Raw genomic sequence first — 21,234 nt, forward strand, 5'->3', positions numbered from 1 at the left:
GATTCCCGATGACGATCCTCTATCGCGGCATGGACCGCGCGGCGCTCGACGCCGCCTATCTGAACACGAAGGTGGTGCCCGATTTCCCGGCGTTGCTGGTGTCGATGCAGGCGCGTAGCACGGCGCTTTACGCAGCGGCATCCGGCCGACGCGACCTGCGTTACGGTGCACGACCCGCGCAGCGGTTCGACTGGCTGTCGTGCGGTCAGCCCGATGCGCCGCTGTTCGTGTTCATTCACGGCGGCTACTGGCAGCATTGTGCGAAAGAGGATTTCGCGTATGCGGCGAGCGGGCCGCTCGCGTGCGGTTTCGACGTGATACTCGCCGAATACACGCTTGCGCCGGTCGCGATGATGACCGACATCGTCGGCGAGATCGGTGCGCTGCTCGATTACCTCGCGAACGATCCCGACGGCCTCGGCACCGCGCAACGGCCGATCCACCTGAGCGGCCATTCGGCGGGCGGCCACCTGACGGCCGTGCACCGCGCGCATCCGGCCGTCGTGTCGGCGCTTGCGATCAGCCCGCTCGTCGATCTCGAACCGATCTCGCTGTGTTGCCTGAACGACAAGCTGCAGCTCACCGCGCACGAGGTCGACGCGTACAGCCCGTTGCGCCATATCGGGCCCGGCGCGCCGACGGTCGTTGCGGTCGGCGACGCCGAGCTGCCCGAACTGGTCCGGCAGGCACGCGACTACGCGACGGCCTGCGAAGCGGCGGGCGAGCGGAGCGTCCACGTCGGGCTGCCCGGCATGCGGCACTTCGACGTGCTCGACGATCTCGCGAAGCCGGACGGCGCGATGCTTGCCGCATTGCGGTCGTTCGCGCCGCGCCAGGCGCACCATTTCGCGCTCACACGGCCGGGCGTATGATCGGCGCTAGGCCGCCGCGCTGACGGCATGCGCCGGCGCTGCCTTCCCAGGACCCACGACATGGTGAACCCGCTTCATTTCGATCTGCAGTCGCTGCGCGTGTTCGCGCTCGTTGCCGAGCACGGCAGCCTGACGAAAGCGGCCGAACACGGCCAGCTCACGCTGTCCGCGGTCAGCAAGCGCATCGCCGAACTCGAAAGCGTGACGGGTAGTGCGCTGTTCGTCCGGCATGCGCGCGGCGTCGAGCTGACGCCCGCGGGCCGTGCGCTGCTCGACCATGCGGCGAAGGTGATCGAGCAAGTCAACCGGATGGCGCACGAGATGAGCGACTACGTCGCCGGCGTGCGCGGCCATATCCACGTGTGGACCAACACGTCCGCGATCGTCCAGTTCCTGCCGGCCGATCTCGCCGCGTTCCTCACCGACAATCCGGGCATCAAGGTCAGCCTCGAGGAGCGGCTGAGCCACGAGATCGTCGACGCGCTCGCGTCCGGCAAGGCCGATCTCGGCGTGTTCGCCGACAACGTCCCGGCCCCCGGCATCGAACGGCGGCTGTACCGGCGCGACGAGCTCGTGCTGCTCGTGCCGCGCACGCACCGGTTCGCCGCGCGCGACGGCATCCGCTTCGCCGATACGCTCGACGAGGACTACGTCGGGCTCAGCGACGGCAGTTCGCTGCTCGCGCGCATGACCGACGCCGCGTTCGCGGTCGAGCGCTCGCTGAAGCTGCGGATCCAGGTATCGAATTTCGACGGCGTGAGCCGGATGATCGAAGCGGGGCTTGGCATCGGCATCCTGCCGCGCGATGCGGTGACCGGCGAGCGCGCGGCGCGGCTCGGGGTCGTGAAGCTCGACGATGCGTGGGCCACACGAACGCTGTGGGTTGGCGTGAAGGCGGGCAGCGTACTGACGACCGATATCGCGAAGCTGTTCGATTTCATGTCGGCACGGTGAATCGGTCGGCAAGAGCCGGGGCATGGCCTCCAGGGCGCGTGATCACCCGTGCTCGTTCCAAGGTTCATGCTTGAATCGTCGCGGAAGCCGACTCAAGCAGCACCGAGGCGCGCAAGCGTGGCGTGTTCCTTCGGTGCGCTCAGCGCGCCGACCAGCAATGGCGACGCGGTCTCGGGGCCGGCTTCCCGCGCCCAGTCGAGCGTGTCCTGAATAGTTCGCGCGAGAGGCGAAAACGCGAGACCACTCCGTAGCGCGCGGCTGTTGTCGGCGAGGAATATGCCGCCCGCCTCAGCATCGCTTTCCGCGATCCAGAGCGGAAGCTCCGTCCATCCTTCGATACCCGCGTCGAGAACCTGTTGATCCGTGAGCCATACCAGCTGTGCGGGGCTCGAGGCAACCTCGATGCACCGGCTGAGAAACTGCTCCATCGTCAACGTCGATGCGGGACCCACTGCGTTCAATGCGGCGTTCGCGTTGCTTTCCGCCATCTGCACGCACCATTGCGCAACGTCCCGCGCATCGATGAACTGGATCGGGCGATCGGGCCGCCCGGGTGCAAGGATGCGGCCCCCTGTCGCGACGCGGCGAATCCAGTACGTGAACCGGCCGGTGGGATCGTAGGGGCCAACGATCAACCCCGGCCTGAGAATCGCGACGCGCCCCGGCATGGCCGACTGAATGGCCGCTTCCGTTCTGGCCTTCAGCGCACCATAACCTTCGTGGCCCGGAAGGGTGTCCGCGTTCTCGTCATAGCACGTACCGGGCGGGAAGCTGCGATAGACGGAAATACTGGAAATGAACGTGTAGTGCTTCGGCGGGGCCTTCAGCGCAGAAAGCACAAGGTCGACGTGTTCAGGGCGATACGCGGAAGGGTCGATCACGGCGTCGAATTGCCGACCCGCCAAGGCGGAGAGATCCGAGTCCCTATCGCCAACGAGACGCTCGATCTCGGGAAATAATGACGGGTTTTGTTGCCCCCGGTTGAATATCGTTACATCGTGCCCGCGCTGCAGGGCCGCTTCGACAATGTGCCGACCGAGAAACAGTGTCCCGCCCATTACGAGTATGCGCATAAAGGTTACACGTTCGTCCCGAGAATTCGACGATATTAATCTGCTGCCATTTCGGGTGCAATCGCCCCGCGAGGCTTGCATTACCTGGGCGCTCGCTTCTCAGCGATTTCAAAATTTCAAAACGATTGGCGGTAATCGGGCGTTTCTCGTGACGCCTTTGGCGTCGACTACGATCGGCCACGACGGGGCGTTCGACATACCGGCGCGGATCGCTGACAATCGGACGTCGACGATATGGAGTCGAGCTAAACCGAACCCACTCTTATGAACGAAAATACCTTGCAAGCCGGGGTTCGCGTGAGCCCGCGATCGAGCGACCGAATGCGCGACGTAATCCTGCTGGCACTCGGATTGCTCATGTTCAGCCTCGCCGGTTCGGCACGGGCATACACGGACACTATCTGTCGGGAATACTGGTATCCGCAGGCGCGTGCTGGCAAAAGCATGGGCGCGCTGACCGCCGAACGCGAGGGGCCGTGCCAGCATCCGTCAGTCAAGATGCTGAGCGACCAGTATGGCGTGATCAATGGCCGGGGGTATTTCATCTCGGAATTGCATGAATTACATGATGCGTGTTCGCACGGCGGGCCGGTACCCGATCTGGCCTGTCTTTTGCCGTCGCATATGCGCCGTCATGAAGACGACGAGGCACGACATTATTATCTGCTCACGCAACGAGGTTCGGCGCTGCGCATTCTGGATCGACTCCACGCCACTGACGGCCAGCAGGTATTCGACGGCGCCGACGTGATTCCGGGCGCCGATCCCGCGACCTTCAAGACCTTTGTGCCCAAGGGCGCAAAAGCGGATGACGGGTGGGCGTACGACCGCAACCACGTGTATCTGGAAGAGCGAATGGACCCGAAGATGGTGCCTGGTCCGGTCGAAGTTATCGGTAATACCTTCGCAGTCAATGCTGGACGCGTATTTTCAGTCGACGCCCTCGAGGGCCCCGTTTATCGGCCTGAAATCAAGGCGCCGCTGAAGCTGCTGAGCCCGCCGGCCTCACTCCAACCCGCCATCATCAGCGACGGCGAGCGTGTCTACCTGGGCCGGAAGCCGCTTGACGGCGTGCGGGCGGCCACGTTCCAGATGCTGGTTCCGGTGTGCCCGGTGCCCGGCGCACCCGATTTGAAATGCGTCCACAATGTCCAGCCGGACGAGTTCCGGGTAGCCCGCAGTGGCCTGGATGTGCTGTATTTCCACGAGTTCGACGATATCAAGCGCATCGCCAATGTGCCCGACTTCGTTTATTTTCTGATATCGGGCTCGTCGTATCTCGGTATCGGTGGAAAGCAGATCTTCGATCTTGACCCGTTGCATCAAAGCTACGGCGCAGGCGTCATGAAAAGTAGCGTGCAAATCGCAGGTCATTTGAGTGGCCCGGTAGCAGGCTACCTGGCCGACGACCTCGGGTTCATCAACCTGCGGAGTGCATTGTCGAGGGACGATGGGCCGCTGTGCGGCGCGCTCGCGAAGCTCGCCGCGCCGACGCCGGCGCACCGGTTTGGTCCGCTCCGGCCCATCGCGCCACAGAAATTGCCGGCCGGCTATTCGATCGGCTATGAAAACACGCACTACCGGTATCTTTTCAAGACTGCTGACGATACGACACTCGAGGACACCGTGGTCGATCTCGGCAACGGCAAGCGGATGCGGGCGACGTGGTGCGGGGACGATATCCAGCTGCAAGGGTCAACCACCACGAGCAACAATTAGGCAGGAAAGGACCGGCTCGCAGATCTTGCTGAATGCGCAGCGTCGACCGGTCGCAGTCAGTCGGCGCCGGCCTCAAGATCGCCGAGAGTCGATACGAGCGCAGGTGTTTATCGCGCCTGGTTTGCGTTTCGTCCATTGGGAGGACTTGTGCGAGTTGAAGTTCAAATCGTCAATGCGTTGACAGACGGACATGCCGGGGGCAATCCTGCCGGCGTGGTGATTGATGCGGATGCGCTTTCGGCAAACCAGAAGTTGTATGTTGCCCAGCAGGCCGCATTGTCGGAAACCGCATTCGTGTCGAAATCGGATATTGCGACGGTCAAGGTGGAATTTTTCACGCCGACGCGGCAGATCGCTCATTGCGGCCATGCCACCATCGCCACGTTTTCTCTGTTGAGAGCAATCGGCAGGGTGGATGACGGCCAGTCGTCGAAAGAGACGATCGACGGATGCCGAGACATCATGATCGATGGCAATACCGTTCTGATGGAGCAGCGTTCCCCGATTTATCGCTCGATCGAAGCCGACTCCCCGTTCTCCGCAAGAATCGCTCAATCGCTGGGCGTATCGACTGCACAAATTTATAGCGTCGAAAGCCCAACCGTCGTCAACACCGGCAACAGCTTCCTGATGATTGCGTTGCCCGACGAGCCGTCCGTGGCTGCGATTCGTCCGGACCAGCGAGCGATTGAATCGATCAGCGACGATCTGGATTTGATCGGTTACTACGTCTTCTCGACGACGACGAAAATACCCGGGCGCCACGCGGGCGCCCGCATGTTCGCGCCGCGTTTCGGCATTGCGGAAGAGTCGGCGACCGGAACGGCAGCCGGGCCGCTGGCGTGCTTGCTATTCGAGCGGATGGGGGTAGGCGACACGAAAATCATCATTGAACAAGGGCATTTGATGCCGCAGCCTTCGCCGAGCGTCATCAAAGTCATGCTCGATGTCGAAGGCGGCAGGATCTCGCGATTGATGGCCGGAGGCACCGGGGTGGTCACGCGGTCGATCACTGTCGAGATCTGATGTTGCTTCGAACGTCCGCTTCCCGAATGTCCGAATGGCTTCAATAGGGCGGTTAATCACGTTGCCGATTGCGTCGGCTACGTCGACCGCCTTTTGATATCGAAGCTCATCCGGATAGCATCCCTTGCGTGCTAACTCGCCATGAACTCATCTCCCGAGCTTTTTGATGACGTTCCGTTCTCGGGCCGCATCACCTCGGGCAGATGAATTTCATCAGGCATCCTCACATCCCGAGCGCCTCGATGACCTTCTTGCCGAATCCCGCATACCGGTTCACCGGCTCGTTCGCGAAGACGAAACGGATATAGGCGCCTCCGTGTTGCCGACCCCAGCCCGTCATCGCCGTCGCGCATACGTCCAGTTCGAGCAGCCGCTCCGACATCTGTTCACCCGTGAGACCGAAATCCGACACGCGCAGCAGCATCGACCAGCCGCCCGCAGGCATGCCGAACGGCAGGCCATGAAGCTCGGCGGCAATCGCGTCGCGTCGACGCTGCAGTTCCGCGACGTAATCGGGCAGGTCGATCGTCGAGCGCTCGAGCGCGATGGCGGCGGCGGCCTGCGCGATGCCGACCGGCACGACCACGTTCGCGAGCGACACCGCAACCAGATCGGGGATGAGCGCATCCGGCGCCACGATCCAGCCCACCCGCCAGCCGATCATCCGCAACTCCTTCGACGCCGAGCCCACCGTGATCGTGCGCTCGGCCATGCCGGGCAGCCGAGCCGGATGAACGACCTTGCGCCCGTCGAACAACAACCGCGCCATCGCGCTGTCGACGATCAGCAACAGGTCGTGCTGCACGCACAAACCGGCGACGAAGACCCAGTCCTCCTCGTCAAGCACCGCGCCGGAAGGCATCGACGGGGACATCAGCAGCATGGCGCGCGTCTTCGGGCCACACGCGGCGGACATCGCCGCGCGATCGAGTTTCCATTCCGCGCCCGGGTGAAAGCTGAACGGGATCTGCACGGGTGAGCCGCCGGCCAGCCGCACGCGGTTGAGCAGCCCCGCATAGGTCGGGTCGGTCAGAATGACCTCGTCGCCGACTTCCAGCACCGCCAGCAGGACGTTCAGGATGCCGGACAGGCCGCCCGCCGATACGATGACGTTGTCGGCCCGGTAGTTCACGCCCGTCTGCACGGTGACGTGCGCTGCAACGCTGGCGCGCAGCCGGTCCTGGCCGACGAACGGCAGATACGAATTCGCGGCATCCTCGCTCGCCGCCGCGCGCGTTCGCGCGAGCGCATCGGCGTGCGGCGGGATATCCGTATCGAGATTCTCCAGCCGGAGCACGTCGCGCCCAGAGTGGTCCGCGATAGATCCCATGCGGTCGACGCCGATACCGGCGATCTCCTGCAGTCGGGCGGGGCGGCGGTGGCGCATATCTGTCTCCCGATCTGTTACTATAGATAATAGATAATAGATAATCTATTCTGATGGTGGTTGAGATGAATGGCGATGTCAAGGACGATCGCTCGGTCGCGGCGCATATCGCACAATCGATTGCCGCCCGGATCGTTTCGGGTGAACTTGCGCCGGACGAGCGACTCAAGCAGGACGAGTGGGCCGACGCGTTCAGTACGAGCCATGTGCCGGTCCGCGAAGCGTTTCGTCGGCTCGAGGCACAAGGGCTGGTCATCGCGGAGCCTCGGCGTGGGGTGCGCGTGGCGCCGCTCGATGTGGAGGCGGTCATTGAGGTCTCCCGCATGCGGGCTGCGCTCGAACCGCTCGCGCTCCGGTACGCGATTCCCCGCTACACCGAAGATGACCTGGCACGCGCTGCGTCCTTTCTCGAGGCCGACGCACCATCGGGAGACATCGCCGCGCTCGAACGCATCAATCGAGGCTTTCATCAGGCGATCACCACGCCGTGTGGCATGCCGCGGGTCGTCTCCGTGATCGCGGATCTGCACCAGGCCAGCGCGCGCCATCTGTTTGCCGCGTGGAAATGGCTCGACTGGCGTGCGCGCTCCGACAACGAGCATGTCGAGATATTCGATGCGGCACGCGCCGGCCGGGTCGACGAAGCCTGCGAGCGCCTGGCCGCACACATCACCGACGCCGGTCAGGCACTGACTGATGCGCTACGACAAAAAGCGATCCCGGCGGAGCCGGATGCCTGATACTTGGCCAGTTGCACAACGACGGAGATGCACATGGTGTTCTTTGCCTGCTCCAGGGTCGGCGTCAACGCATTCGAAAGTCTATGGCGCGACAACAAGGCTCACCGCCTGTGGGTGGATGCTGGCGTACTGACTGAAGAAGAGATGGCTGCACTTCGCTCTACGGGCATGCTCGTCACGAACTTCACAGGCCATGCGCGCGCAGGAGACGTCCAGGAAATGGTGCACGCAGTTGCCGTCATTCAAGAGCATCATCCTGCAGAGCCGATCTGGATCGAGGCTGCGTGAAACGCGAAGTCTTTCTCGCACGAGACGTTCGCTGAGCGTTGTCACTCAGCCGCGGTCGGTTGCCGCCGCCTCGGTCCGGCAGCAGTCGGAGGCCATGCACGCTTGGTCGTGACCTTTTGACCGTCGTCGCCGGCCCGTTTCTTTCACTCTCTTTACATGGCGCCAAGTTGCGTCAGCGATGACCTCCGGGCCGGACAACACGCGTGTTCCCCGGGCTTGGCGCCGCACACGCTATCCCCCCGTAAAGCCTGCGCGCTCGCGCAGTAAATTTTCACACTCGACACAATATTCGCGCGGCTGAAACGTCTTCAGGCACATGGACCGCCACTCACTTCACGCACGATGACCGACCCAGACCGCGACATCACCGCGATCGTGATGCGTGAACGAACGAGGCTCGTGAGCTTTATCCGGCGTCGGATACGCGACCCGGACGATGCCGAGGACGTTCTGCAGGATGTGTTTCACGAGTTCGTTCAGGCTTACCGGCTTCCCGCGCCAATCGAACAGGCGAGCGCGTGGCTTTTCCGTGCCGCGCGCAACCGTATCGTCGACCGCTTTCGCAAGAAGAAGGAGCAGCCGCTGGCGGATCTGTTCGACGCCGAGGATGACGCGAACGACGAGTATCGCCTGGACCTCGCGCTACCCGCGCACGATGCCGGCCCCGAGGCGCTCTACGCGCGCACGCTCTTGCTCAAGGCCCTGCAGGATGCGCTCGACGAGTTGCCGGCGAATCAGCGCGAGGTATTCATCGCGCACGAACTGGAGGGCCGCTCCTTCAAGGAGATGGCCACGCAACGCGGTATCGCGCTCAATACGCTGCTCGCTCGCAAACGCTATGCGGTCTTGCATCTGCGTGCCCGGCTGCAGCCTGTTTATGACGAATTGGACAATACCTAGAGGAGTCGACAGATGAATTTTCGAATCAGATGTGCCGGCAAGGCGCTGCTCGTGGTGATCGCCATCGCGGTGCTCGGATGGGTCGTCATGATGTTGTGGAACTGGGTGATGCCGGCGCTATTCATCGGCGCCCGCACGATCGACTTCGCCCATGCGCTGGGCCTGCTCGTGTTGAGCCGCATCCTGTTCGGCGGCTTCCGCGGACACCGCGGCTGGCGCGGTCGGCGCCACTGGCGCAAGTGGGAATCCATGACGCCCGAAGAGCGCGAGCATTTCCGGACCGCGTGGCGATCCGGCAGCAACCGGCCCGACGGGGAGTGAACGTGCGCGAAAAATCAACGGGCGACTGCAAACAGAAACCGGGCGTGATCGTGCCGATCGTCGACCTGAAACGTTGCGAAGGCAAAGGGGATTGCGTCGCGGTTTGCCCCGAGAACGTGTTCGAGGTCCGGCGCATCGACCAGGCTGATTACGTCGGCCTCAATCTGATGCATCGCCTGAAGCAGCGCGTGCATGGAATGAAAGTCGCCTACGCGCCGAACGCGCATTCGTGCCGGTCATGCGGACTGTGCGTGACGGCGTGCCCCGAACACGCGATCACGCTCGCCCGAACGGCATAGCAACATCCGTGTATCGCCGCTATCGAGTGACGGCGCAGCAACCCTGACGGGTAGGCGGTCGCTGGATACATCGTCGAAATGATCAATTTCGTCAAGGAACGCACATGGCTTCACCCACCACCGTTCTTCTGCGGCGGCTCCACGAAGAGAGCCGGACCGAAATCGTCGCCCGCGCCCGCGCACAGTTCCAGGGATCGAACGAGGATTTTCTGTCGTTAGCCGAAGACTACGAAGCGATCGCACCGCGTCTGCGGGGGCGGTTTCTCGAAACGTTCGGGCTGTCCAGCGACGACTTCGCGTCCCCGGAAGGCAGTCCGCTGTCGTTGGCCGTGTCGCCGGAAACGGGCGGATTTCTACGCAACCTGGTGCTTTCGCAACGACCGGCGAGAATCCTCGAACTCGGCAGTTCATGCGGCGTGTCCACGCTGTATTTTGCCGAGGCGCTGCGCACGTTGGGCAGCGGCGTGGTCGTCGCGACCGAACGCGATGCGCTCAAGTGCACGCGTTTGCGCGATCACGTCAGAACGGCGGGCCTCGACGCCTATGTCGACGTGCGAGAGGGCGATGTCTTCGAGATCGTCGCCGAGCTGGACGGTACGTTCGACATGGTATTCATCGACGTATGGGCCGACGTCTATCTGAAGGTGTTCAAGGAGATCGAGCACCTGCTACGCCCGGGATCGATCGTCCTGGCCGACAACATGTACACGGCCGAGGAGGCCGTTCGACCGTACAAGCACTACCTCGACGACGATCCGCGGTTCTCGACCACGACGCTGGATTTTGAATCGGGGATCGAATTTACGGTCGTCGTTTCTCGAGCGGGAATGTCGTCGTAGCGTCCTTGTCGCGAAGCACCAGACATGATGCGGGGAGCGCGTTCCCGCGCCCCCGCATCGAAACACGCTCACACCGGATTGATCTCGTCCTGGCTGCGCCGCGTCGTCAGCGGCCCGAGCACGCGCAGCGTGACGGCGACGATACCGAGCGCAATCGAGATCACCCCGAACATCGCACCCGCGCCATAACTGCCGAGCACCGGCAGCAACACGAACGGCAGCGCACCGCTGACGATCCGCGACAACGCATAGGTACTGCCGATCGCCGTCGAACGCACGCGCGCCGGGAAAATCTCCGCCTGGTACACGTGATACGCGTTGCTGAACACGTTCGACGCACAGGTCGTCAGGAACCCGAAGCCGACGATCAACATCGTATGGCCCGAGTATGCGAAGCACAGCCCGAACACGGCGATCGACAGGATCGACTCGATCACGAGCGTGCGGCGTTCGATCCAGTTGAGCAGCGGAATCGACAGCAGCGAGCCGATCGGATAACCGATGAACGACAGCGCAATGAACAGCGTACTGTCCGTCACATCGAAACCGCGGCTCTTCACGACCGTACCGGCCAGCGTACCGAAGCCGTAATAACCGAAGCCCTGGAACAGGTGAAAGATCGCGAGCATCAGGTAGCGCGCGCCATACGGCTCGCGACGCAGCAGTGCGATACGCTCGCCGAGCCCGAGCGGCCGTTGCGGTTCGACCGGTTCCGCGAACTGCTCGGGCACGCGCACGCCGGTACCTTCCGCGAAGCGCCGCAATGCCGCGTGCGCATCCGCGGTGCGCCCCTGCGCGAGCAGCCAGCGCGGGCTCTCCGGCAACCGGTGCTGGACGAGCAGCACATACACCGCGCCGAGGCTGCCGATCGCGAGGATGATGCGCCAGCCGGCCACGCCCCCCACATGCAGCGGGTTCAGCCACAGCGCGAGGAAGCCGACGAGCGGCACCGCGACATAGGAAGTCGTATAGGCCCACGCAGCGAGCCGCCCGCGCTTTTCTTTCGGGAGGATTTCGGACAGGAAGCTGTCGGCGACCGGGTAGATCGCACCGACGCCGATCCCCGTCAGGAACCGGCACGCGACGAGCATGTCGGCATTCACCGAAAACGCGCCGACCAGCGAGAACGCGCTGTACCACGTGAGCGTCAGCAGGAACGCCTTGCGCCGGCCGATGCGGTCGGCGAGGCTGCCGAGGCACATCGCACCGACGAACATGCCGATGAATGCCGATGCCAGCAGCAGCTTGAAATCGGTGCTCTGCCGGCTCAGCCCGTATTCGTTCTGCAACGCGGAACCGATCGTGCTGACGAGGAAGATCTCGTACATGTCGAAGAACAACCCGATGCCGATCACCCAGACGACGAACCGGTGCAATGCGCCGACCGGCAGGTCGTCCATGAAAGCGCCGAGCGTGACACGGCGGGCGGGGCCGGCCGACGCATCGGCGCCGGCGGCAGCGGCCGGCGGGCGTGCGGACGCGGGTCCGCCCGCGTTGCCGCCGAGATCGAGGGAATGGCTGTTCATCGTGTCTCCTGATTATCGATACGCCGTGGCGCGTGGCCCGGCCGTTCGCGACCGGCGCACTGCACCCGGCCGCACGACGTGGCGGCAGGCACCGCAAGGCCCATGAAAGGGCCGGACAGGCGGGCTGTACCGATCGTCCGGCACATGGTGGGCAAATCCGCGGCACGTGATAATTGCGGATGTTTCAAGCATCCTTTCCTGTGCAGAAAGGGTGCGGAACACGCGGCGGCCGGCATGGCCGCGGCAGGCCCGTGCAGCCTGCGTGGCGTGCGTTGACGCCCCGGATCCGGTTGCGCTTGCGCGCCACCGGCAGGCCGGGAAAACCATGAGCGCCGTTGCGTGACCGCCGGCGCAACAGCCGCCGGCGGCCAGGCCCGCGTGGTCAGTCAGCCGGCACGAACGCCGCCCCGTAAAACACGCGCACGGGGTTGCCGCGCTCCAGCGCAAAGTGCTGCATGCGCCGCTGCCGGCGTGCATCGGACGCGTGACGGTCGGCTTCCTGCTGCAACCGCACCTGCAGCAACTGCAGCGCCAGACGCTTGTTCGCGTGCTGGCTGCGCTCGCTTTCCACACGCACCGACAGGCCGGTCGCGACATGGGTCGCACGAATCGCGGAGCTCGTCTTGTTGACGTGCTGGCCGCCGGGCCCGCGTGCGCGCATCGCCTCGAACCGCACATCGCCATCCGGCAGCGGCTGTGCGTCGGCACAGCGCGTGACGCCGATGAACCAGTTCTTGCGTGGATGGCGCAACCGGTACGGGCTCGCGCAAATCCATTGCAGCGTGCCCGTCCAGCGGTCGGCAAGCGCGTGTGCGCCAGCGCCGTCGAGATCGAGCAGCGCCGAGCGCAGCGTGCCGGGCCGTTCGCCCTGCTGCGCATCGAGCACCGTGACGACAACGCGCTGCGCATCGGCTTCCGCCTGCAGGCGCTGCAATGCGTTGGCCGCCGCGAGCTGGCACTCGAGCGGGCCGTGCGCCGAAGAAATCTGCATCAGCATCGGTCAGCCTCCGCGGACGTCTTGTAGGTCAGCACCGGCGCGAGCCGCGCGAGCTTGCGCAGCAGGCCGGCCGCCTCGAGCGCGTCGACGACGCTGTCGATCGGCTTGTAGGCCTGCGGCGCTTCCTCGTACAGCAGTTCGCGGTCTTCGCAGATCACGTGGCTGCCGAGCGGCGTGCGCGTGAGCTGCGACGGCGTGAAGCGCCGTTCGAGGCGCTCCTTGCAATCGCCGCGTGCCCACTTGCGGCCCGCACCGTGCGCAAGCGACGCAAGGCTGGCCGCATCGTCCGGCCGTACCGGGGCGACGAGGTAGCTGTAGTCACCGCGCGACCCGGGAATGACGACCGGCCCCGCATCGGCCGGCGTCGCACCTTTGCGATGCAGCCAGCCCGGCTCGCCGTCGACGCTCGCGCGGCTCACCAGGTTGTGGTTCACATCGAGCACGCACTGGCCGTCGGTACGCCAGCGCGCCAGCATGCGCCGCGCGATCAGGTCGCGATTCGCGACCGCATAGCGCAACGCCGCATCGTGACGCGCGAGGTACGCGGTGCAGGCGGCATCGGTATCGTCGAGGCCGTTGTAGCCGTGCTCGCGCATGTGCTGCTCGAGGATCGACTGGCCGAAGCCGCGCGACCCGCTGTGCACGAGCAGCAGCAGACGGTCGCGGTCGAGACCGAGCGCCTGGACGGCATCCGCGTCGTACACCGCGTCGATCCGCTGCGCCTCCGCGAAATGATTGCCGCTGCCGATCGTACCGAGCGACGCCGCGAACGCGTGATCCGCGAAGCCGGCGGCCGCAATGCACGGCTGCCAGCTGGCATCGGGCGTGGCGTCGATCGAGCCGAGCCGGCTCGCGAGCTTCGACGCGCTGACGCGCCGCGCGTCGAGCGCGGTTTGCCACAGCGCCATCCCGCAGCCGATATCGCCGCCGATCAGCGCCGGATACAGCCGGCCCGTCGAGAAGAACGCAGCGCCGACCGGGTAGCCGCGTCCAGGATGAAGATCGGGCATGCCGGCGACGCGCCGCATGCCGGGGAGGGTGGCAGCGTGTTCGAGCTGCCGGATCGCCTCACCTTCGATCCAGGTGGTGGCACAAGCGCACAGCGTGATGTGCTTGGCCAGGTATTGCATGGAATTGCCCATGGAGGTTTCCGTTCGATGAAAAGGAAGAACGGCGGGCCATGGCGCAGGCAGCGCACAGATGCGCTGCCCGACATCGGAAGTCGGGAAGAGGGCGGCACGAACGGATCGGAACGACCCGGCTCATCGCCGTGATGGCGATGCGTGGTGCTGCTTGGCGTGAACGATGAAACGAACGGACGCGAAAAACCCGAACTACGACCCGCGACGGGAGGAGTGTTGGCGTGACGTCATGATTTTTTCTCCTTGCGAGTGAGGGGTTGATCGGAATGGCGGCGACTCTAGCATGCTCGCGACGGTCGCAGCAAGCGGGCAGCGCAGCGCTGTCCATCGAATCGCCGCTCGATGTTGCGAAAAACACACACATAGGAATCCGGATCATTCCCTCGTCGATGTCGCGCACGACGCGCCGTAGCAGGCATACCGCGTACGCAGACAGCCGCCACGGATGTGCCCAACCACGCTTGACAGCGCAAAAGCCGTTTCGTAGCATCCGCCTGCTTCATCCCTGAACCCTCATCGAATCGGTGATCCAAGTGCCCGCAAACATTCGTCCCTTCGCCTGATACGCCGACGACTGCCGTCCCGGCCGCGTGTCGTCCTGCCCCGTTTCCGCCTGCCTCGCAGCGCCGGAACGTCGATCGCAGGAACGCGCCCGGACCCGCACTGACACCGCAACGCACACCCCATCGTTCGTTCACGTCGTCGGCTTTTTCCCCTGTTTCCGGAGAAAGACCATGACGCTGGATTTTCGCGCCTACGCGCAATCGCTCGACCTCGCCCGCTACCCGCGCACGCCGCATCTCGAAGGCTCGCGCCTGCAGGACGGCGACGAAGGTCACGACCACGTTCCCTATCGCACCCTCGCGGGCGCCCATCTCGTCGTCGAGGAAAAGCTCGACGGCGCGAACACGGGCATCAGCTTCAGCCCCGCGGGCGAACTGCTGCTGCAGTCGCGCGGCCACTACCTGGCCGGCGGCGGCCGCGAGCGGCAGTTCGGGTTCGTGAAGACCTGGGCGGCCGCCCATGCCGGCTGGCTGCTCGATCGCCTCGGCGATCGCTACGTGATGTACGGCGAGACGATGAGCAAGAAGCACGCGGTGTTCTACGACGCGCTGCCGCATCACTTCTTCGAATTCGACGTGTTCGACCGCGCGACGGGCCGCTTCCTGTCGACGCCCGCGCGTCGCGCGCTGCTCGCCGACGGGCCCGTGCTGTCGGTGCCCGTGCTGTACGAAGGCATCGCGCCGGCGCGGCTCGCGGACCTGAAGGCATTGCTCGGCCCGTCGCTCGCGAAGACGCCGGACTGGCGTCGCGCGTTCGAGGAAACGGTGCGGCGGCAGGGGCTCGACCTCGCGCGGGCATGGCAGCAGTGCGACAAGTCGGAGCGCTCCGAAGGGCTCTACGTGAAGGTCGAGACGGACGACACGACGACCGCGCGCCTGAAGTGGGTGCGCCACGATTTCGTGCAGGCCATTCTCGAATCGGCGCGCCATCACTCGGAGCAGCCGTTCATCCCGAACCAGCTCGCGCCGGATGTCGACCTGTATGCGCCGCGCCCGACGGTCACGTGGGCATCGAACCCCGCTGCGCAGCCGAACCAATGAATGCGGAACGGCCGAGCGCCGTTTCGAGAGGAGTCTTGATCATGAAGTACGAACAACTGCAGGCGCTCGTGCCTGCGCCCGGCCGGCAGCCGGACTATCGCGCGTGCCTCGCGGCGTTTCCCGCGCTCGAACACGCGAAGACGACCCCGCAGGAGCCTGCGCATCACGCGGATGCCCCCTTCCGAGGCAACTAATAACAACAAATCAAGGCGCTACAGACAGTTGGGTAACTATTTTTCCAACTATTCGCCTTGGTCTCCCAATTTCGAGGTGGACCATGAATTGGAATGATATAAGGATGCTCGTGCCGGTCAACGGGGCCGCGCCGGACTTCGATGCATGTCTGGAGGCGTTCCCCGCCCTGGAGTTTGCCAAAAAGACGTTGCAAGGCCGCTTCCACCTGGAGGGGAGCGTGTGGGTGCACACCCAGCTTGTAGTGAACGAACTCCTTGCGCTGGCTGACTACCAGGCTGCCACACGAGCGGACCAGGAAATCCTGTTCCTTGCTGCGCTGCTGCATGACATCGCGAAATACAGCACGACGGTTATCGACCCGGTGACAGGTAACATCAGCCAGCCGGGCCACTCGCGCAAGGGTGCCATCGACGCGCGCATCGCCTTGTGGGACGCCGGCACGCCGTTCGACGTGCGCGAAGCCATCTGCCGTCTCGTTTCCGTGCACCAGGTGCCGTTCCACGCGTTCGAGCAGCGCGCCAGTCGCGGCCCGGATGACCAGCACAAGACGAAGACGCCGGAGTTCCGCGTGCGCCAGTTGTCGTGGCAGGTCGACCTGCGACTGCTCGCGACGCTCGCGGAGGCCGACATGCGCGGCCGGATATGCGATGACAAGCAGAAGGTGCTCGACAACATTGAGCTGTTTCGCGAACTCGCGCGCGAGGAACGCTGCTATGGCCAGCCACGCTCGTTTGCGGACGCTCACACTCGCGTGAGCTACTTCCGGGGAGCTGACGTGCACCCGGACTATCCGTTGTTCCAGGAAGCGGGGTCGAAGGTCGTCGTCATGTCCGGGTTGCCTGCCTCCGGCAAGAACACGTGGGTCTCGAAGCATCATCCCGGACTGCCGGTCGTGTCATTCGACGACTCCCGCGAAGAACTTGGCCTGCGTCATGGCAAGAACGAGGGGATGGTCGCGCACCATGCGGTCAACAAGGCGAAGGACCTGCTTCGAGCGAGCACGCCGTTCGTCTGGAATGCGACGAACACTGGTTCGCAGCTGAGGGAGAAGGCACTGAGCCTGCTCTATGCCTATCACGCCGAGGTCGAAGTGGTGTATCTCGAGCGGCCACGGGCGGAGCTTTTCTCGCGCAACACGCGGCGCGACACGTCGCTCACAAACAAGGGCATCGAGTCGATGCTGCTGAAGTGGGAGCCGCCGCTGCCGACTGAAGCCCATGCCATCACTTATCTCGCGTGAAACGCCTCCCGCCGTCATGAAGATAGGCGAGAGGCGTGCGAGAGCTTGAGCCCCCGCCCTTGCGACGGTTGCAGGCCTTGGACATCAGCCGGCAGTTTGACAAGATTGTCGGTGGGCGGCGGCGTCCTAACTCACGAGCCTTGCAGCAACTTCTCGAGCGCTTCGACCTCGGCCTTCTCAAGGAGAACGGTCTTCGTGGTTGCCTGCCGCAGTCGCCCCTTGGCCAGCTCAAGACCGCATGCGCGAAGCCGCTCTTCGTCGAAAAGAACTGCGATGACCTTGACCAGTTCAGGGGACACGGCCTGTACACCGACGGGCGCAGCATCGGCTCGCGGCGCAGACAGTGTGCCTCGAATCAGGTCGTCCACGGATATGCCGGGGATTTTTCGCAGACCGGCCTGAATTCTGGTTCGGTCGGCGACCGCCTGGTCGCGCTCTTCCTTCAGAAGTTGAACATACGCACGCAGCGACTCGTCAGCAATCTCGGGCTCAGAGGATTGCTTGGGGCGTTCGCGAAACTGCTGACCCGATTGCCGGACCAGTAGGTAGCGCATCAGAACGTCTTTCGAGTTTCGAATCGACTGCGCTTTCGGCCCATCCCAATCCCGGTCAAGGCAATAGCGTTCGACGGTCGTGGGCGAAATCTTCATCTTGTGCGCGTCAAGGTAGTCGCACGCCGCTTTGATGCGTTCCAGGGTAATGCGTTGGCGGGGATTCGTCGCCTGCTCCAGCAAGGCTTCGTAGGTGCCTTCCAGGGTCTCTTCAAGGTCAAGGGTGCTCATGCGAAGGTCTCTTCGTTGTTATGGGTGAGGGTCTGCTCGTTCTCGCCGAGCGACAGCAGCTCGGACTGAAGGGCGAGAAGCTCCCCGGTGTCGGTGGCCGTCTCAAGCGCTTTCAGCTTCTCGGTCAGTTGAGGGTACGCACTCAGCTTGGTACGGCCGGACAGAACGTCGTCGAGGTCGCGATGCTTGACCTGCTGCAACAGAAGAGCCGACAAGAGGTTTCCGGCTTCGTGGGCGTGCTCATCCGAAAGCGTCAGCAGGAACGGCTTAACCCCGTTTGCGGCCAACATCCTGGAAAGGATGGTGTTTTTTTCCAGCTCAGCTTCACGATTGCGAAAACCCGTGACGAAATCGGCCATTTGCGTGATTTGGTCGAGCAGTGCGAATTCATGCGCTTCCTCGAGGGTCACCTTCAGCTCGGATGCCGTCCCGGCCGTCAGCAACGGAACAGGCAGGTTGTCGCCGTCCACCTTGGCTTTGGCTTCCAGGTAAGCATTAAGCTGCGAGACCGACTGCTCCGCGTAGCGGTACCGGGCCGTCCACTCTTCGATGTCGATAGCCAACTCGCGATTGAGAACATCAACGCGGTCGCGAATCTGCCGCGCGTTCTTTTGATTCCCCACGTCCTCGGCATCGAGCCGCTCATCATTCAACTGGGCCACCTCGAGCCCCTTCTTCCGGATGGTGTAAGCGAGGTTGTTGACGGCTGCGACCTGGCCGAGCAAATGCGCAGGGCCGGTAATCCAATACCGGCAGAGCCCGCAGCGCTGGCCTCCCGGGACCGGGCCGTGCTGGACGCGCGTCGAGTCGAGCGGGCCGCCGGTGCTGCACGAAGTACCCGGGCAGATGCCCTCCGACGTGATGGTGATGATGCCGGTCTTCTCTCGCAACGCGCCGAGCCCGGGGCCCTGGCCAGCACCTTCTTGCCCAAGGAGGTAGGGAGCAAAGGCGTCGAGGTTCTGCATGAACGACTCGGAACCCACGAAGTCGACGTTTTCCGACGCTTTCTCGTGGGCCTCTTTCAGCATTTTCTGCAGCTTCAGCGGGGAGTAGCGGAGGTAGTGCAGGGTCATGACCAGCGTCGTGTGCCCGGCGACGAACTGGGACACGACCTCGAGCGGCACGCCGCTCTCAATCATGGCGGTGATGCCACTGACTCGTAGTGTGTGCAGGTCGACGGCCCATTTCAGCTCGCCGTTTTCATCTTCCGACACCAGTTGGATGTCGTGACCATGCTTGCGTTTGATGCGCTCCTGCACTTCGGCCAAGGCATTGGTGTAGAAGGTTGCGAGGCGGTCATAGGTGATGGGCGCGTCGTGGCGGTTCTTCGCCGGGTCCCGGAAAATCGGGGTGACCTGAGGCCCCTTTGCCTGGATTCGCTCGCGCTCTTCAGCACTGTGCTTTTCGCCGTAGTATGGAATGGGGGCAGCCATTGGCGTGTTGTACCGTTGTTGCCACGCGCGCATCATCTTGAGATAGGACACGAGCTGGTCGGAAACATACGGGATGCTGTAGCCGGGCTCGACTTCGTCATATTTCGCCGTCTTGTTCGTGTTCACCCAGAGCCCGAACCAGTCGGTCTTGCGCAGGGCATCATGCTGGAGGCGCAGGACAGCCTCGCGGCGACCGGCGATGGCATGCACAGAGGCGTTTTTAACCAGCCGGTTTGTGCTGGCCTCGTACACGAGCTCGTCCAGCTCGCCTGAGTCCATCCAACGAGCCTGGTGCGAACGGATGGGCGCTTCCAGCATCAGGTACAGGCAGACCGTTGCAGCAGGAAACCAGACGCGCACAGGTTTCCCGGTCGTGTTGTCCAGCACCCGAACGTAGTGCGAGCCATGGGATTTTCCGAACGCGAAGTCATCGTCGATGAGCAGGGACTTCATCTCCTCGATAACATAGCTGGGCAGCGCGTTTCGTGCCGTCTGTCCGCGACTGTTGCGGCCGCCTTTGCCGAGGGTATCGGTCGTGAGGATAGGATTCTTGAAGGTGGCGGCTTCCTCAGCTCCTGTTGCCAGCAGGTAGTCGGCGTACCAATCGAGAAACCTTCGCAGTAGCGACAGCGCGGCGCTCGCAGCGCTCTTTTCCAGGCGTTTGCGGAGATATTCGCTGTAAGTAGCGTCGTTGGTTAGCGTTGCGTCGTAAATGTGTCGCGGCCGGTCCAGCTCCAACGGACTCCCGGGGGGATTTTCGAGCGAAAGCAAGAAGTCGGCGAAATGGTTCAGTCGGGAAACCTGCCCGGCGATACGCGCGGTAGTCAGTTGCCCCACGTACCGGCGCATCAGGTCTCCCCAACCTGACAGCTCGGGCGAAGCGACACCCAGCCAAAGAAACTCGCCGCTCGTTTTAACCAGTTCTGCGGGCTTTGCGGCTTTCGATGAACGTGTCTGCGTCCTCGCGACGGCCAGGGCTGGATGGGCTTGATTGAACAATAGCCGGAAGACCTGCGCAGTACGTGTGACGAAGCTCTTTGCGCTATGTAGCGCGTTACCCTCCAACTGCTCAGTCTCCGCCATCAACGCGGCTTCGTAAGCGTCAATCAACTCCAGCGACAGTTCGCCGGCAAGCGTCAGGCTGCTCGCAGTGAGCAGGCCATAGGTGCGGCTCTGGAATTCGGAAGTGTCCGTTCCACGAAGGGCCTCTGTAACGAGCTTGACGAGAGGCGCCTTGTCGCCCGTATAACGGTCGTTTCGCAGGACCTCCCATTTTTGCCGTACCGTCCAGGCCCGAAACCCGGCGGGGAACAGGATGTAGTTGCGGGCCCACAGCATGTACATCAGCTCGAGATAACGGGGCGCGTGATAGGGCGGATTTCTCAGGCCCCGGAGCGCTTTGGCCAGATGGTGCACAAACGACTGCGGAGTCCCGGCTTCGGCCAGCATCTCGCGAAAGTCAGGCGCGAATGCCGGAGGACTGTAGACAAGAACGCCGGCCAGCTCCGAACGCGACGCCGGCAGCACAGCCATCACCCGTTCGCGCTGTTCCGCCAAGGGCAACCGTCGAAGGTACGAATTTAGCTCTGCCCCCTTGAGCGGCCGTCCCGCGACACGTTGCAGCGCGTTGCTTTGCAGATATGCGGGTGCCGGGTGGCCCTTCGGGTCCCTTCTAGTCTTGAACGCTACAATCCAGCTTCCGCGTTCATCTTCTGCTAACAGCGAGTGCTCCCAGAACTCACGGGTCCGGATGCGCTCGTGCTCCGCTATGACGTCGAGCAGTCGTTGCTCGGTCAGCTCAGGCGCAACGTGAACCAAGTCCGGCGACAGGTTCAGGAGAACCTCGGCCTGAGCGCCTGGGCACGGGAAGGTGAAAAGTGAATTGAGCATTGGTGGT

At 63.6% G+C, this 21,234-nt stretch carries 20 protein-coding genes; 13 read left to right on the forward strand and 7 right to left on the reverse strand.

Going from position 1 to position 21,234, the window contains the following annotated elements; translation table 11 throughout:
- The first annotated feature begins 8 nt into the window (after nucleotides 1-8).
- Together BDO18943_RS01775 and BDO18943_RS01780 are read left to right on the forward strand one after the other, a co-directional pair.
- On the forward strand, nucleotides 9-872 hold the full coding sequence (locus BDO18943_RS01775) for an alpha/beta hydrolase (protein ID WP_175020979.1): 864 nt from the start codon (nucleotides 9-11) through the stop codon (nucleotides 870-872).
- A gap of 60 nt (nucleotides 873-932) precedes the next feature.
- Nucleotides 933-1,826 carry a LysR family transcriptional regulator gene (locus tag BDO18943_RS01780; protein ID WP_175020980.1) on the forward strand — a complete coding sequence of 298 codons (894 nt, stop codon included), beginning with the start codon at nucleotides 933-935 and terminating at the stop codon, nucleotides 1,824-1,826.
- 92 nt (nucleotides 1,827-1,918) lie between these two features.
- On the opposite strand, the gene BDO18943_RS01785 is transcribed toward BDO18943_RS01780, so the two are convergent.
- Nucleotides 1,919-2,884 carry an NAD-dependent epimerase/dehydratase family protein gene (locus tag BDO18943_RS01785; protein WP_175020981.1) on the reverse strand — a complete coding sequence of 322 codons (966 nt, stop codon included), beginning with the start codon at nucleotides 2,882-2,884 and terminating at the stop codon, nucleotides 1,919-1,921.
- Between the two features lie 279 nt (nucleotides 2,885-3,163).
- On the opposite strand from BDO18943_RS01785, the gene BDO18943_RS01790 reads away from it, so the two are divergent.
- Nucleotides 3,164-4,618, forward strand: a complete 1,455-nt coding sequence (locus BDO18943_RS01790) for a DKNYY domain-containing protein (RefSeq protein ID WP_175020982.1) — start codon at nucleotides 3,164-3,166, stop codon at nucleotides 4,616-4,618.
- A 147-nt stretch (nucleotides 4,619-4,765) separates the two neighbouring features.
- Entirely contained in the window at nucleotides 4,766-5,644 is an 879-nt protein-coding gene (locus tag BDO18943_RS01795) for a PhzF family phenazine biosynthesis protein (RefSeq protein ID WP_175020983.1), read from the forward strand.
- Nucleotides 5,645-5,867: 223 nt separating this feature from the next.
- Here BDO18943_RS01795 and BDO18943_RS01800 read toward each other — a convergent pair whose 3' ends face one another.
- Nucleotides 5,868-7,031 carry a pyridoxal phosphate-dependent aminotransferase gene (locus tag BDO18943_RS01800; protein WP_175020984.1) on the reverse strand — a complete coding sequence of 388 codons (1,164 nt, stop codon included), beginning with the start codon at nucleotides 7,029-7,031 and terminating at the stop codon, nucleotides 5,868-5,870.
- A 65-nt stretch (nucleotides 7,032-7,096) separates the two neighbouring features.
- Here BDO18943_RS01800 and BDO18943_RS01805 point away from each other — a divergent pair, with 65 nt between their 5' ends.
- The 6 genes from BDO18943_RS01805 to BDO18943_RS01830 all read left to right on the forward strand — a co-directional run bounded on the left by BDO18943_RS01805 (nucleotide 7,097) and on the right by BDO18943_RS01830 (nucleotide 10,418).
- Nucleotides 7,097-7,771 carry a GntR family transcriptional regulator gene (locus tag BDO18943_RS01805; RefSeq protein WP_235995752.1) on the forward strand — a complete coding sequence of 225 codons (675 nt, stop codon included), beginning with the start codon at nucleotides 7,097-7,099 and terminating at the stop codon, nucleotides 7,769-7,771.
- 33 nt (nucleotides 7,772-7,804) lie between these two features.
- Nucleotides 7,805-8,059, forward strand: a complete 255-nt coding sequence (locus BDO18943_RS01810; RefSeq protein ID WP_175020986.1) for a hypothetical protein — start codon at nucleotides 7,805-7,807, stop codon at nucleotides 8,057-8,059.
- 342 nt (nucleotides 8,060-8,401) lie between these two features.
- Entirely contained in the window at nucleotides 8,402-8,959 is a 558-nt protein-coding gene (locus BDO18943_RS01815) for an RNA polymerase sigma factor (protein WP_175020987.1), read from the forward strand.
- A 12-nt stretch (nucleotides 8,960-8,971) separates the two neighbouring features.
- Nucleotides 8,972-9,280 carry a hypothetical protein gene (locus BDO18943_RS01820; RefSeq protein ID WP_089450504.1) on the forward strand — a complete coding sequence of 103 codons (309 nt, stop codon included), beginning with the start codon at nucleotides 8,972-8,974 and terminating at the stop codon, nucleotides 9,278-9,280.
- Between the two features lie 2 nt (nucleotides 9,281-9,282).
- Nucleotides 9,283-9,579: a 4Fe-4S dicluster domain-containing protein gene (locus tag BDO18943_RS01825; protein ID WP_175021151.1), complete on the forward strand. Its 297-nt coding sequence runs from the start codon at nucleotides 9,283-9,285 to the stop codon at nucleotides 9,577-9,579.
- 104 nt (nucleotides 9,580-9,683) lie between these two features.
- Nucleotides 9,684-10,418, forward strand: coding sequence for an O-methyltransferase (locus BDO18943_RS01830; RefSeq protein WP_175020988.1), 735 nt, complete (start codon nucleotides 9,684-9,686; stop codon nucleotides 10,416-10,418).
- Nucleotides 10,419-10,486: 68 nt separating this feature from the next.
- Here BDO18943_RS01830 and BDO18943_RS01835 read toward each other — a convergent pair whose 3' ends face one another.
- From BDO18943_RS01835 to BDO18943_RS01845, 3 genes are all read right to left on the reverse strand, one after another.
- A complete protein-coding gene (locus tag BDO18943_RS01835; protein WP_175020989.1) occupies nucleotides 10,487-11,944 on the reverse strand; it encodes an MFS transporter in 1,458 nt (485 codons plus the stop codon).
- A 382-nt stretch (nucleotides 11,945-12,326) separates the two neighbouring features.
- Nucleotides 12,327-12,941 carry a peptide chain release factor H gene (prfH, locus tag BDO18943_RS01840; protein WP_175020990.1) on the reverse strand — a complete coding sequence of 205 codons (615 nt, stop codon included), beginning with the start codon at nucleotides 12,939-12,941 and terminating at the stop codon, nucleotides 12,327-12,329.
- Nucleotides 12,935-14,083, reverse strand: coding sequence for an RNA ligase RtcB family protein (locus tag BDO18943_RS01845; protein WP_175020991.1), 1,149 nt, complete (start codon nucleotides 14,081-14,083; stop codon nucleotides 12,935-12,937). The genes prfH and BDO18943_RS01845 overlap by 7 nt, the downstream gene beginning before the upstream one ends.
- 734 nt (nucleotides 14,084-14,817) lie before the next feature.
- Here BDO18943_RS01845 and BDO18943_RS01850 point away from each other — a divergent pair.
- The 3 genes from BDO18943_RS01850 to BDO18943_RS01860 all read left to right on the forward strand — a co-directional run bounded on the left by BDO18943_RS01850 (nucleotide 14,818) and on the right by BDO18943_RS01860 (nucleotide 17,122).
- Nucleotides 14,818-15,687, forward strand: a complete 870-nt coding sequence (locus BDO18943_RS01850; RefSeq protein WP_175020992.1) for an RNA ligase family protein — start codon at nucleotides 14,818-14,820, stop codon at nucleotides 15,685-15,687.
- Between the two features lie 41 nt (nucleotides 15,688-15,728).
- Nucleotides 15,729-15,881 (forward strand): hypothetical protein, encoded by a 153-nt coding sequence (locus tag BDO18943_RS01855; protein WP_374101790.1) that lies wholly within the window; start codon nucleotides 15,729-15,731, stop codon nucleotides 15,879-15,881.
- A gap of 83 nt (nucleotides 15,882-15,964) precedes the next feature.
- Nucleotides 15,965-17,122, forward strand: a complete 1,158-nt coding sequence (locus BDO18943_RS01860) for an AAA family ATPase (RefSeq protein WP_175020993.1) — start codon at nucleotides 15,965-15,967, stop codon at nucleotides 17,120-17,122.
- Between the two features lie 131 nt (nucleotides 17,123-17,253).
- Here the strand turns inward: BDO18943_RS01860 and BDO18943_RS01865 are convergent, their stop codons facing one another.
- Entirely contained in the window at nucleotides 17,254-17,904 is a 651-nt protein-coding gene (locus BDO18943_RS01865; protein ID WP_059728404.1) for a hypothetical protein, read from the reverse strand.
- Nucleotides 17,901-21,227: a VPA1269 family protein gene (locus tag BDO18943_RS01870; RefSeq protein ID WP_175020994.1), complete on the reverse strand. Its 3,327-nt coding sequence runs from the start codon at nucleotides 21,225-21,227 to the stop codon at nucleotides 17,901-17,903. The genes BDO18943_RS01865 and BDO18943_RS01870 overlap by 4 nt, the downstream gene beginning before the upstream one ends.
- Nucleotides 21,228-21,234 lie beyond the last annotated feature (7 nt).

This window comes from Burkholderia aenigmatica, assembly GCF_902499175.1.
Lineage (GTDB): Bacteria > Pseudomonadota > Gammaproteobacteria > Burkholderiales > Burkholderiaceae > Burkholderia > Burkholderia aenigmatica.

Bases quoted from the DNA above. Each gene is read 5' to 3' on its own strand.
- BDO18943_RS01775 (WP_175020979.1), top strand. From the start codon at position 9: ATGACGATCCTCTATCGCGGCATGGACCGCGCGGCGCTCGACGCCGCC.
- BDO18943_RS01780 (WP_175020980.1), top strand. From the start codon at position 933: ATGGTGAACCCGCTTCATTTCGATCTGCAGTCGCTGCGCGTGTTCGCG.
- BDO18943_RS01785 (WP_175020981.1), bottom strand. From the start codon at position 2,884: ATGGGCGGGACACTGTTTCTCGGTCGGCACATTGTCGAAGCGGCCCTG.
- BDO18943_RS01790 (WP_175020982.1), top strand. From the start codon at position 3,164: ATGAACGAAAATACCTTGCAAGCCGGGGTTCGCGTGAGCCCGCGATCG.
- BDO18943_RS01800 (WP_175020984.1), bottom strand. From the start codon at position 7,031: ATGCGCCACCGCCGCCCCGCCCGACTGCAGGAGATCGCCGGTATCGGC.
- BDO18943_RS01805 (WP_235995752.1), top strand. From the start codon at position 7,097: ATGAATGGCGATGTCAAGGACGATCGCTCGGTCGCGGCGCATATCGCA.
- BDO18943_RS01810 (WP_175020986.1), top strand. From the start codon at position 7,805: ATGGTGTTCTTTGCCTGCTCCAGGGTCGGCGTCAACGCATTCGAAAGT.
- BDO18943_RS01815 (WP_175020987.1), top strand. From the start codon at position 8,402: ATGACCGACCCAGACCGCGACATCACCGCGATCGTGATGCGTGAACGA.
- BDO18943_RS01820 (WP_089450504.1), top strand. From the start codon at position 8,972: ATGAATTTTCGAATCAGATGTGCCGGCAAGGCGCTGCTCGTGGTGATC.
- BDO18943_RS01830 (WP_175020988.1), top strand. From the start codon at position 9,684: ATGGCTTCACCCACCACCGTTCTTCTGCGGCGGCTCCACGAAGAGAGC.
- BDO18943_RS01835 (WP_175020989.1), bottom strand. From the start codon at position 11,944: ATGAACAGCCATTCCCTCGATCTCGGCGGCAACGCGGGCGGACCCGCG.
- prfH (WP_175020990.1), bottom strand. From the start codon at position 12,941: ATGCTGATGCAGATTTCTTCGGCGCACGGCCCGCTCGAGTGCCAGCTC.
- BDO18943_RS01845 (WP_175020991.1), bottom strand. From the start codon at position 14,083: ATGGGCAATTCCATGCAATACCTGGCCAAGCACATCACGCTGTGCGCT.
- BDO18943_RS01850 (WP_175020992.1), top strand. From the start codon at position 14,818: ATGACGCTGGATTTTCGCGCCTACGCGCAATCGCTCGACCTCGCCCGC.
- BDO18943_RS01855 (WP_374101790.1), top strand. From the start codon at position 15,729: ATGAAGTACGAACAACTGCAGGCGCTCGTGCCTGCGCCCGGCCGGCAG.
- BDO18943_RS01860 (WP_175020993.1), top strand. From the start codon at position 15,965: ATGAATTGGAATGATATAAGGATGCTCGTGCCGGTCAACGGGGCCGCG.
- BDO18943_RS01865 (WP_059728404.1), bottom strand. From the start codon at position 17,904: ATGAGCACCCTTGACCTTGAAGAGACCCTGGAAGGCACCTACGAAGCC.
- BDO18943_RS01870 (WP_175020994.1), bottom strand. From the start codon at position 21,227: ATGCTCAATTCACTTTTCACCTTCCCGTGCCCAGGCGCTCAGGCCGAG.